General features: G+C 63.1%; 14 protein-coding genes. 7 read left to right on the plus strand and 7 right to left on the minus strand.

Going from position 1 to position 15,957, the window contains the following annotated elements; genetic code table 11:
* Positions 1 to 40: 40 nt before the first annotated feature.
* Entirely contained in the window at positions 41 to 448 is a 408-nt protein-coding gene (locus tag OX460_RS28140; protein ID WP_034779039.1) for a response regulator, read from the plus strand.
* Here the strand turns inward: OX460_RS28140 and mnmA are convergent.
* Positions 445 to 1,566, minus strand: coding sequence for a tRNA 2-thiouridine(34) synthase MnmA (mnmA, locus tag OX460_RS28145; protein ID WP_289900622.1), 1,122 nt, complete (start codon positions 1,564 to 1,566; stop codon positions 445 to 447). The two genes, OX460_RS28140 and mnmA, sit on opposite strands and share 4 nt — an antisense overlap.
* Before the next feature lie 41 nt (positions 1,567 to 1,607).
* On the minus strand, positions 1,608 to 2,087 hold the full coding sequence (locus tag OX460_RS28150; protein WP_010401817.1) for an NUDIX hydrolase: 480 nt from the start codon (positions 2,085 to 2,087) through the stop codon (positions 1,608 to 1,610).
* Positions 2,088 to 2,499: 412 nt separating this feature from the next.
* On the opposite strand from OX460_RS28150, the gene OX460_RS28155 reads away from it, so the two are divergent.
* From OX460_RS28155 to OX460_RS28165, 3 genes are read left to right on the plus strand one after another with little or no spacing between them, the layout of a single operon-like run.
* Entirely contained in the window at positions 2,500 to 3,612 is a 1,113-nt protein-coding gene (locus OX460_RS28155) for a Re/Si-specific NAD(P)(+) transhydrogenase subunit alpha (RefSeq protein WP_289900623.1), read from the plus strand.
* A 38-nt stretch (positions 3,613 to 3,650) separates the two neighbouring features.
* Positions 3,651 to 3,965 (plus strand): NAD(P) transhydrogenase subunit alpha, encoded by a 315-nt coding sequence (locus OX460_RS28160; protein WP_034778841.1) that lies wholly within the window; start codon positions 3,651 to 3,653, stop codon positions 3,963 to 3,965.
* Positions 3,966 to 3,973: 8 nt separating this feature from the next.
* On the plus strand, positions 3,974 to 5,428 hold the full coding sequence (locus tag OX460_RS28165) for an NAD(P)(+) transhydrogenase (Re/Si-specific) subunit beta (RefSeq protein ID WP_289900640.1): 1,455 nt from the start codon (positions 3,974 to 3,976) through the stop codon (positions 5,426 to 5,428).
* Positions 5,429 to 5,476: 48 nt separating this feature from the next.
* Here OX460_RS28165 and OX460_RS28170 read toward each other — a convergent pair whose 3' ends face one another.
* The 5 genes from OX460_RS28170 to OX460_RS28190 form a co-directional block, all read right to left on the minus strand.
* Entirely contained in the window at positions 5,477 to 6,430 is a 954-nt protein-coding gene (locus tag OX460_RS28170) for a sensor domain-containing diguanylate cyclase (protein ID WP_289900624.1), read from the minus strand.
* A gap of 115 nt (positions 6,431 to 6,545) precedes the next feature.
* Positions 6,546 to 7,688: a UbiH/UbiF/VisC/COQ6 family ubiquinone biosynthesis hydroxylase gene (locus OX460_RS28175; protein WP_289900625.1), complete on the minus strand. Its 1,143-nt coding sequence runs from the start codon at positions 7,686 to 7,688 to the stop codon at positions 6,546 to 6,548.
* Between the two features lie 9 nt (positions 7,689 to 7,697).
* Positions 7,698 to 9,020: an aminopeptidase P N-terminal domain-containing protein gene (locus OX460_RS28180; protein ID WP_289900641.1), complete on the minus strand. Its 1,323-nt coding sequence runs from the start codon at positions 9,018 to 9,020 to the stop codon at positions 7,698 to 7,700.
* Positions 9,020 to 9,739, minus strand: a complete 720-nt coding sequence (gene murU / locus OX460_RS28185) for an N-acetylmuramate alpha-1-phosphate uridylyltransferase MurU (protein ID WP_289900626.1) — start codon at positions 9,737 to 9,739, stop codon at positions 9,020 to 9,022. Before murU ends, OX460_RS28180 begins: the two co-directional genes overlap by 1 nt.
* Positions 9,740 to 9,937: 198 nt before the next feature.
* A complete protein-coding gene (locus tag OX460_RS28190; RefSeq protein ID WP_099666250.1) occupies positions 9,938 to 11,005 on the minus strand; it encodes a phosphotransferase in 1,068 nt (355 codons plus the stop codon).
* A gap of 99 nt (positions 11,006 to 11,104) precedes the next feature.
* Here OX460_RS28190 and OX460_RS28195 point away from each other — a divergent pair, with 99 nt between their 5' ends.
* From OX460_RS28195 to pdxA, 3 genes are all read left to right on the plus strand, one after another.
* The gene (locus OX460_RS28195) at positions 11,105 to 13,354 is read left to right on the plus strand and encodes an LPS-assembly protein LptD (protein ID WP_289900627.1); all 2,250 of its coding nucleotides are present in this window, start codon (positions 11,105 to 11,107) and stop codon (positions 13,352 to 13,354) included.
* 88 nt (positions 13,355 to 13,442) lie between these two features.
* Positions 13,443 to 14,846 carry a peptidylprolyl isomerase gene (locus OX460_RS28200; RefSeq protein ID WP_099666253.1) on the plus strand — a complete coding sequence of 468 codons (1,404 nt, stop codon included), beginning with the start codon at positions 13,443 to 13,445 and terminating at the stop codon, positions 14,844 to 14,846.
* Positions 14,847 to 14,865: 19 nt separating this feature from the next.
* A complete protein-coding gene (gene pdxA, locus OX460_RS28205) occupies positions 14,866 to 15,915 on the plus strand; it encodes a 4-hydroxythreonine-4-phosphate dehydrogenase PdxA (RefSeq protein WP_289900628.1) in 1,050 nt (349 codons plus the stop codon).
* Positions 15,916 to 15,957: the final 42 nt, after the last annotated feature.

Below are 15,957 nucleotides of genomic sequence, written 5' to 3' on the forward strand. Positions count from 1 at the left end.
GCCAGAACACGGAATAAATCAAGCAAGGAAAGTAATCATGATGTTAAAGACAGTCCTGATCGATAGCAGCGCCGTGGCGCGCGGCCTGCTGAACACGGTCCTGACCGATGGCGGCTACGATGTCTGCGGGCAGACGCATACCAGTGCGCTGGGGCTGGCGCTGCTGGTCAAGCACCACCCGCATTTCGTGTGCATCGCGCGCGAGCAGGTGGAAGACGGGAGCAATGTGGTGCAGACCATCCGCGCCCAGTATCCGAAGACGCTCATTTTCATGGTTTCGGGCGGCATCGACGCCGCCTCGCTGCAGGCGGCCCACGCCATGGGCGTGTCGGGCTTCATCGTGAAACCGTTCATGGCCGACACGGTCCTGAAAACCGTGCGCAATACGGTCATTGCCATGGTGCGCAAGCAGCAGGCACTCGCTGCCGCCGCGCAAGGCAATTCCTAGCTGCCAGCCAAACCCGTGGCGCTGGCGATGATGCCGCCGCCGAGGCAGACGTCGCCGTCATACAGCACGGCCGACTGGCCTGGCGTGACGGCCCATTGCGCCTGGTCAAACGCCAGGCTGAAGTGTTCATTCCCGTCCGGCAGCAGCTGGCAAGCCACGTCGGCCTGGCGGTAGCGCGTCTTGGCGCTCAAGGCGCCCGCCTGCGGCGCGCTGCCTGCCACCCAGCTGGCCTGGTCGGCCGTCAGGGATGGCGACAGCAGCCACGGGTGGTCATGGCCCTGCACCACCCACAGCGTGTTGTTGGCGATATCCTTGCGCGCCACATACCAGGCGTCGCTGCTGCCGTCGGCGTTCTGGTACGACTTCACGCCGCCGATGCCGATGCCCTTGCGCTGGCCCAGCGTATAAAAACTCAGTCCCACGTGTTCGCCCACGGTCTTGCCGTCGGCCGTCTTCATGGGGCCCGGCTTGTACGACAGATAGCGGTTCAAAAATTCGCGGAACGGGCGTTCACCGATGAAGCAGATGCCCGTCGAATCCTTCTTTTGCGCGTTCGGCAGGGCCAGTTTCTCGGCGATCTGGCGCACTTGCGTCTTCGGGATTTCACCGAGCGGGAACAAGGTCTTGGACAGCTGCGCTTGATTTAACCGGTGCAGGAAGTAGCTTTGATCCTTGCTGGCGTCGACGGCTTTCAGCAGCTCGTAGCGGCCCGCATCGGTGGGCGCCTGGCGCACGCGCGCATAGTGGCCGGTGGCGATCAGGTCGGCGCCCAGGGTCATGGCGTGGTCGAGGAAGGCCTTGAACTTGATTTCGGCGTTGCACAGCACGTCCGGGTTCGGCGTGCGGCCGGCTTGGTATTCGCGCAAAAAATCGGCGAACACGCGGTCCTTGTATTCGGAGGCAAAGTTGACGGCTTCGATATCGACGCCGATGACGTCGGCCACGCTGGCCGCGTCGATCCAGTCCTGGCGCGTGGAGCAGTATTCCGAATCGTCGTCATCTTCCCAGTTTTTCATGAACAGGCCGATGACTTCATAACCTTGTTCCTTCAGCATCCATGCCGCGACCGAGGAATCGACCCCGCCCGACATGCCGATAACGACTTTCTTCTTGCTCATCTTGCTTTCCAGTTACTTTAATAATATGGCAATGCGTGTTGCTATGCGCTATTGAAAACGGACGCATGCGTGTGCAGCAGGGCCAGCGGCGCGCGCCGGCCAGCCAGGTATTCGTCCACGCACTGCAGCACCAGCGGGCTACGGTGGCGTTCCTGGCACGCCGCCAGCTCGTCGCGCGTCATCCACAGGGTGCGGATGATGCCTTCGTCCAGCGGGCGGTCATGCTCGGCGCCGGCCGTGCCGCAAAAGGTGAAGCGCAAATAGGTCACGTCCTCGCCCGTGCGCAGTGACTGATAGCGCGACATGTACATGCCGACCAGTGCCGTGGGGATGAAATCGTAGGCCGCTTCTTCCAGCGTTTCGCGGATCACCGCCTGTTCCAGCGACTCGAACGGGTCGAGGTGACCGGCCGGCTGGTTGAGCTTGATGCCTTCGCTGGTCTCTTCTTCAATCAGTAAAAACAGGCCGTCGCGCTCGACGATGGCGGCAACGGTGACAGAGGGTTTCCAGATTCTCGGCATGATTCCATCCTTGAAAGAGCCGACATTTTATCTTGTTCTGCGCGCGCGGTTTGAACCCGGCCTTCTGTTGCGCGGACATATTGATAAATGACAACGTTTTAGCAAATAGCGGTGGGAGGTACTTACGTCTTTCCCGGGGAGCGCACTAGCATGGGGGCTTAGTCGCCAAGATGGCAGGAAACGCCCGCTAATATAGGCTTTCCCTGTGGCCAAAACAAGCGCGCACGCACGCTCGACTGTGGTGAGATTGACACACCTTTCCCACAATATGGGCGCTGCGCCGCATGGTGAAACGAATCGTGGGATGCTGGTGAAATTAGTGTCGTACGACTAAAAGTTGCTGGTTCACAAATGTTTAACGCGCTGCTTTCCGTGTTAGATTCTAGTCAGTTTATCAATTAGCGGAGGCATCATGAGGATAGGCATACCGGCCGAAACACGGCCTGGTGAAACACGGGTGGCAGCAACGCCCGAGACAGTCAAGAAGCTGGCAGCCAAACATCAGATCGTCGTGCAATCGGGAGCGGGCCTGCAGGCATCGATTCCCGACGACGCGTATGCCGCCGCCGGCGCGCAGATCGGCACCGCCCAGGAAGCCTATGGCTGCGCCATCGTGCTCAAGGTGCGCGCGCCCGATGCCGATGAACGGGCCCTGATGGCCAGCGGCACGGTACTGATCGGCATGTTGAACCCGTTTGACGCGGACAATATCGCCGCCATGGCCGCGGCGGGCCTGTCCGCCTTTGCGCTGGAAGCCGTGCCGCGCATCACGCGCGCGCAGTCGATGGACGTGCTGTCCTCGCAGGCGAACATCGCCGGCTACAAGGCCGTGCTGGTGGCGGCCAACACTTACCAGCGCTTCATGCCGATGCTGATGACGGCGGCCGGCACCGTCAAGGCGGCCCGCGTGCTGATCATGGGCGTGGGCGTGGCAGGGCTGCAGGCGATCGCCACGGCCAAGCGCCTGGGCGCCGTCATCGAGGCGTCCGACGTGCGCCCGCCCGTCAAGGAACAAGTGGAGTCGCTGGGCGCCAAGTTCCTCGACGTGCCTTTCCTCACGGATGAAGAAAAAGAGATCGCCAAGGGTTCGGGCGGCTATGCGCGCGCCATGCCGGCCGACTGGATGCGGCGCCAGGCCGAACTGGTGCATGAACGGGCGAAACTGGCCGACATCGTCATCACCACGGCGCTGATTCCCGGCCGCGCCGCGCCCGTGCTCATTTCCGAAGAAACGGTGAAGGCCATGAAACCCGGTTCCGTCATCGTCGACCTGGCCGTGGAGCAGGGCGGCAACTGCCCGCTCTCGGAACTGGGCAAGACGGTGCTCAAGCACGGCGTCTACATCGTGGGCGAACCGAATCTGGCGACCCTGGTGGCGGCCGACGCTTCGGCCCTGTATGCGCGCAACGTGCTGGACTTCTTGAAGCTCATCATCGACAAGGACGACCAGTTGCTGATCGACCGCGAGGATGAAATCATCAAGGCCAGCCTGGTGTGCGCGGGCAGCGAAATCTTACGTAAATAAGTTACAAAAACAACGCGGCACCGGGAGAGAACCACATCATGGAAATCAGTCACACCATCATTAACCTGATCATCTTCGTGCTGGCCATTTATGTCGGCTACCACGTCGTCTGGACCGTCACGCCGGCGCTGCATACGCCGCTGATGGCCGTCACCAATGCCATTTCCGCCATCATCATCGTCGGCGCCATGCTGGCGGCCGGCCTGACGCAAGGCCCGCTGGCGCAGGCGGCAGGCACCCTGGCCGTGGCCCTGGCCGCCGTCAACGTGTTTGGCGGCTTCCTCGTCACGCAGCGCATGCTCGAGATGTTCCGTAAAAAAGAACCGAAAGCCAAGCAAGGAGCAAAAGAATGAGTCACGCCATGAGCTTCGTCACCCTGAACCTTGTGACGATGATGTACCTGATCGCCTCGGTGTGCTTCATCCAGGCCCTGAAAGGCCTGTCGTCGCCCTCGACGGCGCGCCGCGGCAATGCCTTCGGCATGAGCGGCATGGCCATTGCCGCCGTCACCACCGTGGCGCTGATCCTGAAACTGAAGGAGCAGCAAGCGGGCGGCATGGGCCTGACCCTCGTCATCATCGGCATCTTCACGGGCGGCGCCATCGGCGCCTACCTGGCGAAAACCGTGGAAATGACGAAGATGCCGGAACTGGTGGCGGCCATGCATTCGCTGATCGGCCTGGCGGCCGTGTGCATCGCCGTGGCGGCCGTCTCCGAGCCATGGGCTTTCAATATCGCCAAACAGGGCGAGGCGCTGCCCATCGGTAACCGCTTCGAGCTGTTCATCGGCACCTTTGTCGGCGCCATCACCTTCTCCGGTTCGGTGATCGCCTTCGGCAAGCTGTCGGGCAAATACAAGTTTCGCCTGTTCCAGGGCGCGCCCGTCAGCTTCAAGGGCCAGCACATGCTCAACCTGGTGCTGGCGCTGGTGATGATCGCGCTGGGCCTGGTGTTCTGCTTTGCCGACGGCGCCGAGCCGGCCTGGACCCCGTTCATCGTCATGGCCGTCATCGCCTTTGCGCTGGGCGTGCTGATCATCATCCCCATCGGCGGCGCCGACATGCCGGTGGTGGTGTCCATGCTCAACAGCTACTCGGGTTGGGCCGCGGCCGGCATCGGTTTTTCGCTGAATAACTCGATGCTGATCATCGCCGGTTCGCTCGTCGGCTCGTCCGGCGCCATCCTGTCGTACATCATGTGCAAGGCCATGAACCGCTCGTTCTTCAACGTCATCCTCGGCGGCTTCGGCGGCGATGCGCCGGCCGCCGGCGTGGCGGGCGCGCAGGAACAGCGTCCCGTGAAATCGGGTTCGGCCGACGACGCCGCCTTCATCATGGGCAATGCGGAAACCGTCATCATCGTGCCCGGCTACGGCCTGGCCGTGGCGCGCGCGCAGCACTCGCTGAAAGAGCTGGTGGAAAAGCTCACGCACAAGGGCGTGACCGTCAAGTATGCGATCCACCCCGTGGCGGGGCGCATGCCGGGCCACATGAACGTGCTGCTGGCCGAGGCGGAAGTGCCGTACGACCAGGTCTTCGAGATGGAAGACATCAACGGCGAATTCGGCCAGACGGACGTGGTGCTGGTGCTGGGCGCGAACGACGTGGTCAACCCGGCGGCGAAAGACCCGAAATCGCCGATCGCCGGCATGCCGATCCTGGAAGCCTACAAGGCCAAGAGCATCATCGTCAACAAGCGTTCGATGGCGTCCGGCTATGCGGGCCTGGACAACGATTTGTTCTATCAGGCGAACACGATGATGGTGTTTGGCGACGCCAAGAAGGTGATCGAGGATATGGTGAAGGCAATCGAGTAAGGCAATGCCTTGGTCAACTGAAGATGGCCCGCCTTGCGCGGGCCGTTTTTATTGGCCGGCCGCTGCCGCGACGACCTGGTTGCGTCCCTGGTGCTTGGCGACATACAGGGCCTTGTCGGCATCCGACATGGCCGCGTCCAGGCTGGCGCCCTGCACCAGCGGCGCCACGCCGATGCTGATGGTGACGTGCAGCGGGGAACCGTCGGGCAGCACGGTGACCGCCGCCGCCACGGCCGCGCGGATGCGTTCGGCCACCTGGTGTGCCTGCTGCAGGCTGGCGTCGGGGAAGAGCAGGCCGAATTCCTCGCCGCCGAGGCGCGCCGCCACGTCGGTGATGCGTCCCGTGTCGCGCAGCGCCTGCGCCACCGTGCGCAGCACGGCGTCGCCCACGGCATGGCCATAGCGGTCGTTGATCTTCTTGAAGTGGTCGAGGTCGGCCACGCCCACGCTCAGGGTGGCGCCGCTGCGCGCCGCGCGCGCCATCGCCTGCTCGGCTTGCGCTTCATAGGCGCGCCGGTTGGGCAGCGACGTCAGCGCATCGTGCAGCGCCTGCTGTTCCAGCTGCGCCAGCAGGCTGGCGTTTTTCGCCGCCAGTTCGCGCCGTTCGCGCACGTCGAGCAAGAAGGCGCCGAAATAGCGCATCCCGTCGACCACGCCCAGGTCCATCGCCTTCATTTCGATGGGAATCATTTGCGTGTCGCGGTGGCGGATGGCGAATTCGCGTATCTTGCCCAGCACGCTGGAGGTGCGCGAGCTGCGGATGTAGTTGAGCACGTGGTTGTCGTGCTGCGCGCCGACGGCGTCGGGCAGCAGGCCGTTCAGGGTCTGGCCCAGCAATTCTCCGCTGGCATAGCCCGACAGCGTTTGCATGGCGCCATTGATATAGCGGATGCGGCACTGCTCGTCGATGATGATGACGGCGTCGAGGGCGTCTTCCAGCAGGCGGGAAAAGAGGACTTCGGGAAGAGCGGCAGGCGGTGCTGCGGGCAATGCATCTGTCATGGAACGGTCGCCAAAAGCCAGGTGACAGCCATTGTCGCATCCGCGGGCCGTTTACTCCATGCCGGATCGCCCGCCTGTTTCTTTTTCGCCCGTGCCCTTTCCTTATTGCTAAGACTCAGCGGCGGCCGTACATCATCAGCTCGGCCAGCGTCTTGCGCGCAGGGGGACATGCGTCCAGCAGGCCCAGCGACAGGCCCAGCAAGCCTTGCGTGGGCGCGTTGCCCGTGAAGATGCGCGCCATGGTGTCGGTGACGCGCACGGTCAGCCCCCGGTCTGCCTGGCGCAGGCTGGCGTAGCGTTCCAGCCCGGCCGGGCTGCTGTCCTGCGCCAGCACGCGGGCCAGCACGGCGGCGTCGCGCAAGCCCAGGTTCAGCCCCTGTCCCGCCACCGGATGCAGGGTTTGCGCCGCATTGCCGATGGCGACCGTGCGCGCCGTGCCGCCCGCCTGCGCGTTCAGGCCCAGCGGATAGGCCAGGCGCGGCGTCGTGTGGGTAAACCGCCCCAGGCGGCTGCCGAAGGCGGCGCCCAGGCGCGCCAGGAAGGCTGCCTCGTCGAGCGCCAGCAACTGTTCCGCGCGCGTGGGCGGCACGCACCAGACCAGCGCGTAGCCGTCGTCCTGCGGCAGCAGGGCCAGCGGCCCTTCGTCGGTGAAGCGCTCGTACGCGCGGTGGGCGACGGGATCGCTGGTACGCACGTGGGCAATGATGGCGCTTTGACCATAATCGCGGCTGACGGCGCGTTCCGGCTGCTGGCCGAACAGACCGCCCTCGGCCTGCACCAGCAGGCTGGCGCGCAAGCTCGAGGCGGCGCCCTCCTGTTCCAGCTGCACGCTGACGCCATCGGCGTCTTCCACGCTGCCAGTGACCAGGGCAGGGCGCAAACTGGCCACGCCCAGGCGTTCGCACACGTCGGCCAGCGCGCTGACGACGGCGCCGTAACGGGCCACATAGCCGAGCGCCTCGACGCCATGCTCGCCGCGGTCCATCAGGCTGCGCCCGAACTTGCCGCGGCGCGAAACGTGGATCTGGTGAATCGGGGTCGCCGCCACGGGCCAGGCGCCCGCTTCCTCGAGAATCTGGCGGCTGCCGTGCGACAGGGCGATGGTGCGCGGATCGCGCCTGGCTTGGTCGAGGGATTTGGCGTCGAGCAGGGCGATGCCGGCGGCGCGGCAGCCCCGCTGCACCAGCAGGGCGGCCAGCGCCATGCCGACGGGGCCGGCGCCGCAGATGGCGAGATCGAAAGTGGACGGTGTATGCATGCGGCGGCGTTAATCCTGTGACATCAGTTGTTCGATTTCAGCGACACCCTTGGGCGCCGTGCTGAAGACTTCGTGGCCTTGCGGCGTGACCAGCACATCGTCTTCGATGCGGATGCCGGTATGCCAGAACTGCTCCGGCACGCCCGCGCCGGGGCGCACATAGATGCCCGGTTCCACCGTCAGCACCATGCCCGGTGCCAAAGCGCGCCATGGCTTGCCGGGCGCGTCCGTGTCACGGTAGGCGCCCACGTCATGCACGTCCATGCCCAGCCAGTGGCTGGTGCCGTGCATGTAGAAGGGCATATACGCCTTGTCGGCGATGACGTCCTGCGCGCTGCCGCTTTTTTGCCGGTCCAGCAATTTCAAATCCAGCATGCCTTGCGCCAGTACCTGCACGGCCGCCTCGTGGATGGCGCTGTGCGGCAAGCCGGGGCGCACCATGTCCAGCGACGCCTGTTGCGCGGCCAGCACCAGTTCATACAGGGCCCGCTGCGGGCCGCTGAAACGGCCGTTGACGGGCCAGGTGCGCGTGATGTCGGAGGCGTAGCCATCGAGTTCGCAGCCGGCGTCGATCAGTACCAGCTCGCCGTCCTGTAATACCGCGTTGTTGGCGCTGTAATGCAGGATGCAGGCGTTGTCGCCGCCGGCCACGATGGAGGAATACGCGGGGAATTGCGCGCCGCTGCGCCGGAATTCGTACAGCAGCTCCGCTTCCAGCGCGTATTCGTGCATGCCGGGCCGCGTGGCGCGCATGGCGCGCGCGTGGGCCGCGCTGGAAATGGCGGCCGCGCGGCGCATCAACTGCTGTTCCTGCGTGTCTTTCAGCAGGCGCATGGCGTCGAGCATGCCATGGATGTCATGCGCGATGGCGGGCGCCGTGACGCCGCTGCGGGCCTTTTGCCGCACATTGTGCCGCCAGACCTTGACCTGCGCATCGAGGCTGCCGCCCAGCGCATAGTAGATGGCGGGGACGTCGGCCAGCAGGCGCGTCATTTCCACGTCGAGTTCCTCGATGGGGAAGGCGGCGTCGAAGCCGAAGCTGGCGCGCGCCGCCTCGGGGCCGTGGCGGAAACCGTCCCAGATTTCACGCTCCGTATTCTTGGCGCGGCAAAACAGGATGGCGCGCGCCGGCGCCGTGGCGCTGGCGGCCACGAGGGCCACGGCGCTATCGGGCTCCGTAAAGCCGCTCAGGTAATAGAAATAGCTGTCGTGGCGGTATGGATAATCGCAATCGCTGTTGCGCGGCACTTCGGGCGCCGTGGCGAGGATGGCCACGCTGCCCGGCAGCATCTGCGCCAGCAGCGCCGCGCGCCGTGCCGCGTAGTTGGCCATCATGTTGCGCTGGCCTTGGCCGTGACGCCGTTGAGGGCGTCGAGCTGTGCCGGCGTGCCCACATTCGTCCATTCGCCCGGATAGACTTCGCCCCCCACGCGGCCCTGGTCCGCGTACTGGCGCAGCAAATCGCCCAGTTTGGCGTGGCTGCCGGGCGCGATGCCGTCGAACATCTCGGGACGGTACACGCCGATGTTGGCGAAGGTCCACTTGGTGTCGTCCGTATTGTTAATCGCGAACAAGGTCAGGCCGAAGTCGCCTGTGGGATGGAAGTCGGGATTGGGCACCAGGTACGTCCAGGCGATGTCGCGCTGGTCGGCCGGATACGGCGTGCCCAGCACGTCCTTGTCGGCCAGCACATCGAGTACTTGCTTGAAATCAAAGTAGGGGCAATAGATGTCGCCGGAAATGGCGAGGAATGGTTCCTCGCCCAGCAGGTGGCGCGCCTGGGCGATGCCGCCCGCCGTTTCCAGCGGCGTGCTCTCGGGCGAATACGCGATGCGCGCGCCATACGCGCTGCCATCGCCCAGGGTTTCCTCGATCTGGTGGCCCAGGTGGGAATGGTTGATGACGATGTCCGTGATGCCGGCGCGCACCAGGTTCAGCACATGCCAGACGATCAGTGGACGGCCGCGCACTTTCAGCAGCGGTTTGGGACAGGTATCGGTAAGCGGACGCATCCGTTCACCGCGGCCTGCGGCAAAGATCATGGCTTTCATGGGTAGGACTCGTTTTCTGTTTTGTTCGGTAATTGTTGCGTGGCGTGAGCCGCACAATAAGTTAATTCTGCAGTAGCGACACCTGACAAAACCGGAGCGAGCGGCAGTGCTTTGTGGCCGAGAAGCGCAACCGTACTGTAGTACGGTGAGCATCGCCGGCCGCAAAGCGCGACGCGCAGTAGGTTTTGGCGGGTGTCATCAGAATGTATAGCCGACTTGTGGCGTTTTGTTCTCCAGGGCATCGAGCAGACGCACCAGCGGCTTGAGTTCCGTATAGCGGTTGGCCGTCTTGCGCACGTAGTCGAGCACGGTTGGCAGGTCGCCCATGTACAAATCCTTGCCGTCGCGGTAATTCAGGCGCGCGAACAGGCCGAGGATTTTCAAATGGCGCTGCAGGGCCGTGAATTCGAAATCGCGGTAGAAGGCGTCGATGTCGGGATTGACTGGCAAGCCCAGCTGCTTGGCGCGCTGCCAGTAGCGGATCACCCAGTCGAGCACCAGTTCTTCATCCCACTGGAGATACGCATCGCGCAGCAGCGAGGCGATGTCGTAGGTGACGGGGCCGAAGACGGCGTCCTGGAAATCGAGGATGCCGGGATTGGGAATCGAACCATCGTTGATGTGCATCAAATTGCGCGAATGGTAGTCGCGGTGCATGAACACTTGCTGCTGCGACAAGATATTCGCCGTGATGGCTTCGAAGACCTTGTCCAGCTGGGTTTGTTGCACATCCGTCAAGGTGGCGCCCAGGTGCTTGCCAATAAACCATTCCGGGAACAAATTCATTTCGCGCAGGATGAAGGCGCGGTCGAATTCGGGCAAGACGTCCGGCTGGCTGGCCAGCTGGATTTTCATCAGCGACTCGAGCGCTTCCGCGTACAGCACGCTGGCATTGTCGTGGTTCAGGGCGTCGAGGTAGGTGGTCGTGCCCAGGTCGGAGAGCAGCAGGAAGCCATTGTCCAGGTCCTGCGCGATGATTTCGGGCACGGATACGCCGGCGCCTTTCAGCAAGCCGGCCACCTTGACGAAGGCGGGCACGTTTTCGCGCTCGGGCGGCGCATCCATGGCAATCAATGTACTTCCTGGCAAGGTTGTATTGCCTGGCAGCACGTCGAGACGGTAGTAGCGGCGGAAGCTCGCATCGCTGGAAGCGGGGCGGGCGGAATCGGGCGCAACGAGGTTCAGCGGGGCCAACCAGGCTTTCAACAGGGTCAGGCGAGCGTCGGCGGAGGCCGGCGCGGCAGGGGAATTGGGGGAGAATGACATTAAGCGGCCTGTGGAATCGGGTTGATGGTGCAGATTCCCATATAATAAGGGATTCAAATCAAAAAATCGCCTGTCAATGGTGCTTGCCCCTTCCAATTCATGAGCTGGTTTTCGGCCTCCCCCCCTTCGCAGCGCTGGGCTTTCGCCATCAGCGCGCTCGTCGCCGCCACGACGGTGCCTGTCCACGCCCAGAAAGCGCCGCGTCCGGTTCATGTGGAAGATCCCGACGCGCCCACCGTCATGACGGCAAACAGCATGAAGGGACGCCCCGAAAGGGAGCTCAATCTCGATCAGAATGTCGTGATTGAGCGCGGAAAAACCACAAAAATGACGGCCGATACAGCTTGTTACAAACAAGTTGAAGATGAGTTCGACGCCGAGGGCCATATCAAGATGTGGCGTTTCGGCGATTACTACACGGGCGACGTCCTGAAGCTGAACATGGAGACCGGCAAGGGTTTCCTGCTCAACCCGACATACCGCTTCGAAGTGGGCGGCGGCCAGGGCAAGGCCGAGCGCGTCGACTTCATCAACCCCGATGAAGCCAATGTCATCGACGGTACCTACAGTACCTGCGAAGGGCCGAATCCGGACTGGTACCTGAAATCGAGCACCTTGAACCTCGATACGGGCCGCGACGTGGGTACCGGCAGCAAAACCATCATCTATTTCAAGGACGTGCCGATCCTGGGCACGCCGGGCATCTCGTTTTCGCTGTCGGGCGCGCGCCGCTCGGGCTGGCTGGCGCCCACGCCGGGCTTTGCCTCGAAGAACGGTTTCGAGCTGCTGATGCCGTATTACCTGAATATCGCGCCGAACCGCGACCTGACCCTGTACCCGCGCTACATCCAGCGGCGCGGCATCCAGCTCGGTGCGACGGGTCGCTACATGGGCGAAACGGATGCCGGCCTGTACCAGGGCGAAACGTCGTTTGAATTCTTGCCTAACGACAAGCAAACCAAGACCAACCGCTACATGATCAAGTCCAAGCATGAGCAGGCGCTGGCCAAGGGCTGGAGTTACAGCTGGGATTTGCGCGAGGCGTCCGACAATAATTACCCGAACGATTTTTCGAAAACCGTCGCCACCGCCACCGAGCGCCAGTTGCTGCGCGAATTGCGCACCGATTACCGCACCGAGGACTGGAGTCTGACGGCGCGCGTGCAGAATTACCAGGTGCTGCAGGATCCCGATCCCACGGCGACCGTGCCGCGCCCGTATGACCGCTTGCCGGCGGTGAACTTCCACGCTGGAAAATATGACGTCTGGGGCGGCTTCGACTGGACCTTCGACGCGGAAGCGACGCGTTTCGCCCATCCGACCCAGGTGCAAGGGTCGCGCCTCGTGGCCGTGCCGCAGGTGAGTTTCCCCATCGTGCGCCCTGGCTACTTCGTCACGCCCAAGCTGATGCTCAATGCCAGCGCATATCAGCTTGATAACGATGCCAGGACCAAGGCGCTGCTGTTCAATACGACCTCGTTTACGCGCGCCGTGCCCACTTTCTCGGTCGACAGCGGCCTGGTGTTCGAACGCGACACGAATCTGTTTGGCGCCAAGGGCGGCACGCAAACTCTGGAACCACGCCTGTTCTATGTCTATACGCCGTACCGCGACCAGTCGCAGTTCCCGAAATTCGATACGGCCGACGGCACCTTCAACCTGACGCAAATCTTCACGGAAAACCGGTTTGTCGGCAGCGACCGCATCGGCGACGCCAACCAGGTCACGGCCGCCCTGGTATCGCGTTTCCTGCAGGCGGACGGCACGGAACGCATGCGCCTGACCTTCGGCCAGCGTTTCTATTTTGCCGACCAGCGCGTGCAACTCAATTCGACCACGCCCGTCAACCAGTCGCGTTCGGACATCCTGCTGGCCGCGACGGGCCGCGTGTCCGAGACTTGGACCGCCGACAGCCTGGTGCAGTACAATCCCAGCGATCGCCAGTTGATGAATTACAACTACACCTTGCAATATCAGCCTGGTGCCAAGAAAGTATTGAATTTCAGCAATCGTTTCCAGCGTGGAGATGTTGGTGGTTGGCGCAATGCGGAAGTATCGACGCAATGGCCGTTGACGGACCGCCTGTATGGCGTGGGCCGCATCAGTTACTCCTTGAAGAACCGCAGCATGCTGGAAAGCCTGGTCGGCCTGGAATACAAGGGCGATTGCTGGGTGTTCCGCATGGGCGCGCAGCGTTTCGTGACGACGTCCAATACCGTTTCGACGCCGATCTTCTTCCAGTTGGAATTGACGGGCTTGTCGAATGGCCTGGGCCTGGGCGCGAATGGCCTGGAAACTTTTACAAAAACCATCCCTGGTTACCAGACACTGAGCCAGCCACTCCGTTAAGATAGGCACCGTTGCCGCCGCCGGTGTTCCCGGCGCTGGCACAAACCGGTTTTTTTATTCACCTGAACTCATGAGCGCTCTACACATTATGCGTAATGCCAGTATGCACCAACTCAAAATTGCAACGGTTTTGTTGTGCGCCATTTCCGGCGCCACGACCAGTAGTGTCTGGGCGCAACAGGCTGCGTCAGCGCCTGTCGCCAAGCCCGCCGCCGCGGCACCGGCCAAGGGGTTCACACCACCGGCCTCGAGCAGTGGCCAGACCATCGACTCCATCGCCGTCGTCGTCAATGACGAGGTGATTACGCGTAATGAAGTGGCGGCCCGCATCACGAGCGTGGAGCAGCGCATGAAGGCGCAGAACGTGCCCTTGCCCGATCCTGCCGACCTGCGTCGTCAATTGCTGGAGCGCATGATTGTCGAGCGCGCCCAAATGCAGCTGGCCAAGGAAATGGGCGTGCGCGTGGATGACCTGACCCTGGACCGCGCGATTAGCCGTATTGCTGAACAGCAAAAAATGACGGTGCAGGAACTGCGCAACCAGATGGAAAAGGAAGGCACGCCGTTTGCGACTTTCCGCGAACAAATCCGCGATGAAATCATCATGCAGCGCCTGCGCGAGCATGAAGTCGATGCCAAGATCCAGATTTCCGATTCCGAAGTGGATAACTTCCTGGAAGCGGAAAAAGCGGCCGCCAGCGAACAGGTGGAACTGAACCTGGCGCAGATTCTCGTGCGCATTCCGGAAAATTCCAGCCCCGAACAGATCGCCGCGCGCCGCGCGCGCGCCGAAGAAGTCAGCCGCCAGCTGCGCACGGGCGCCGATTTCGCCAAGATGGCCGCCACCTATTCCGATGCCAGCGATGCGCTGAGCGGCGGCGATATCGGCTGGCGCCATAGCGACCGCGTGCCGCCCCTGTTCACGGAACAGTTGCTGAAACTGAAGCCGGGCCAGATCACGCCTATCATCAAGAGCAACACCGGTTTCCACATCCTCAAGCTGGTGGACCGCCGCAGCGCGGCCGAAGCGCAAGCCGTCGCTGCCGTGCAGCAGACGCATGCCCGCCATATCTTGCTGAAAGTAACCCCGACCTTGTCGGCTGCCGAAGCCAAGCGCAAATTGCTGGAATTGAAAGAGCGTCTCGATAACAAGGCCGCCAAGTTCGAAGACCTGGCCCGCTTGTTCTCGAACGACGGTTCCGCGGCCAAGGGCGGCGACCTGGGCTGGCTGTATCCAGGCGACACCGTGCCGGAATTTGAAACGGCGATGAATGCGCTGAAACCGGGCGAAGTGAGCCAGCCGATCGAGTCGAGCTTTGGCTTCCACCTGATCGAAGTGCTGGAACGCAAGAGCGATGACGTCTCGAAAGAGAAACAGCGCGCCGCCGCACGCAATGCCTTGCGCGAACGCAAGCTGGAAGAAGCGACGGAAAACTGGGCGCGCGAAGTGCGCGACCGTGCCTACGTCGAATTCCGCGCGGACGACCAGTAATGCTGCTGATTCATTGCGCATGAGTAACTTGCCCCTTGCACGCCGCCCGGCCATCGCCATCACTTGTGGCGAACCGGCCGGTGTCGGCCCGGAAATCTCCATACGCGCGGCCTGGGCCATGCGCAATGAAGTCAACTGCATCCTGCTGGGCGACGCCGCCTTCCTGGCGCTGACGGCCAGCCTGATCGACCCGGACATCCGCCTGGCGGCGCTGTCGCTGCAAGCCGTGCGCAACAGCGGCCTGCCCCAGTTCGGACCGGGCCGCCTGGCCGTGATCGATATTCCCACCGTCAACAATGTCATCCCCGGCGTGCTGGACAAGGAAAACGGGCGCTCCGTGCTCGCCACCCTGGACGCAGCCGTGGAAGGTATCCAGGCCGGCTGGTTTGGCGCCATGGTCACGGCACCCTTGCAAAAGAGCACGATCAACGACGCCGGCGTGGCCTTTTCCGGCCATACGGAATACCTGGCAGAAAAAACCGATACGCCGCAGGTGGTGATGATGCTGGCCGGCGAACCCGGCCATGGCGAACCGGCCCTGCGCGTGGCGCTGGCCACCACGCATCTGCCCTTGAAGGACGTGTCCGCCGCCATCACCCTGGACAGCCTGGCCGTCACCCTGGACATTATCCAGCGCGACCTGCAACAGAAATTCGGCATCGCCGCGCCACGCATCCTGGTGACCGGCCTGAACCCGCACGCGGGCGAGGGCGGCTACCTGGGACGCGAGGAAATCGATGTCATCGCTCCGGCGATTGCCGCGGCGCAAGCGCGCGGCATCGATGCGCGCGGACCGTATCCGGCCGACACCTTGTTCCAGCACAAATACCTGGCCGATGCCGATTGCGTGCTGGCCATGTACCACGACCAGGGCTTGCCCGTGCTGAAATACGCGACCTTCGGGCGGGGCATCAATGTCACGCTGGGCTTGCCGCTGATCCGCACCTCGGTCGACCATGGCACGGCGCTGGACCTGGCCGCGCAAGGGCTGGGGCTGGCCGATTGCCACAGCATGGAGCAAGCCCTGCAAACGGCGCTCGCCATGCTGCGCGCCAGCACCCGCGCCTGACCGCCCACCGGTTTTACCCCGCTACACCGCCTCTAGAATAGA

Origin of the sequence: Janthinobacterium sp. SUN033 (genome assembly GCF_030397595.1) — a bacterium.
GTDB lineage: Bacteria > Pseudomonadota > Gammaproteobacteria > Burkholderiales > Burkholderiaceae_D > Janthinobacterium > Janthinobacterium kumbetense.

Coding starts and splice junctions, on each gene's coding strand:
- OX460_RS28140 (WP_034779039.1), top strand. CDS start 41: ATGTTAAAGACAGTCCTGATCGATAGCAGCGCCGTGGCGCGCGGCCTG.
- mnmA (WP_289900622.1), bottom strand. CDS start 1,566: ATGAGCAAGAAGAAAGTCGTTATCGGCATGTCGGGCGGGGTCGATTCC.
- OX460_RS28150 (WP_010401817.1), bottom strand. CDS start 2,087: ATGCCGAGAATCTGGAAACCCTCTGTCACCGTTGCCGCCATCGTCGAG.
- OX460_RS28155 (WP_289900623.1), top strand. CDS start 2,500: ATGAGGATAGGCATACCGGCCGAAACACGGCCTGGTGAAACACGGGTG.
- OX460_RS28160 (WP_034778841.1), top strand. CDS start 3,651: ATGGAAATCAGTCACACCATCATTAACCTGATCATCTTCGTGCTGGCC.
- OX460_RS28165 (WP_289900640.1), top strand. CDS start 3,974: ATGAGCTTCGTCACCCTGAACCTTGTGACGATGATGTACCTGATCGCC.
- OX460_RS28170 (WP_289900624.1), bottom strand. CDS start 6,430: ATGACAGATGCATTGCCCGCAGCACCGCCTGCCGCTCTTCCCGAAGTC.
- OX460_RS28175 (WP_289900625.1), bottom strand. CDS start 7,688: ATGCATACACCGTCCACTTTCGATCTCGCCATCTGCGGCGCCGGCCCC.
- OX460_RS28180 (WP_289900641.1), bottom strand. CDS start 9,020: ATGGCCAACTACGCGGCACGGCGCGCGGCGCTGCTGGCGCAGATGCTG.
- murU (WP_289900626.1), bottom strand. CDS start 9,739: ATGAAAGCCATGATCTTTGCCGCAGGCCGCGGTGAACGGATGCGTCCG.
- OX460_RS28190 (WP_099666250.1), bottom strand. CDS start 11,005: ATGTCATTCTCCCCCAATTCCCCTGCCGCGCCGGCCTCCGCCGACGCT.
- OX460_RS28195 (WP_289900627.1), top strand. CDS start 11,105: ATGAGCTGGTTTTCGGCCTCCCCCCCTTCGCAGCGCTGGGCTTTCGCC.
- OX460_RS28200 (WP_099666253.1), top strand. CDS start 13,443: ATGCGTAATGCCAGTATGCACCAACTCAAAATTGCAACGGTTTTGTTG.
- pdxA (WP_289900628.1), top strand. CDS start 14,866: ATGAGTAACTTGCCCCTTGCACGCCGCCCGGCCATCGCCATCACTTGT.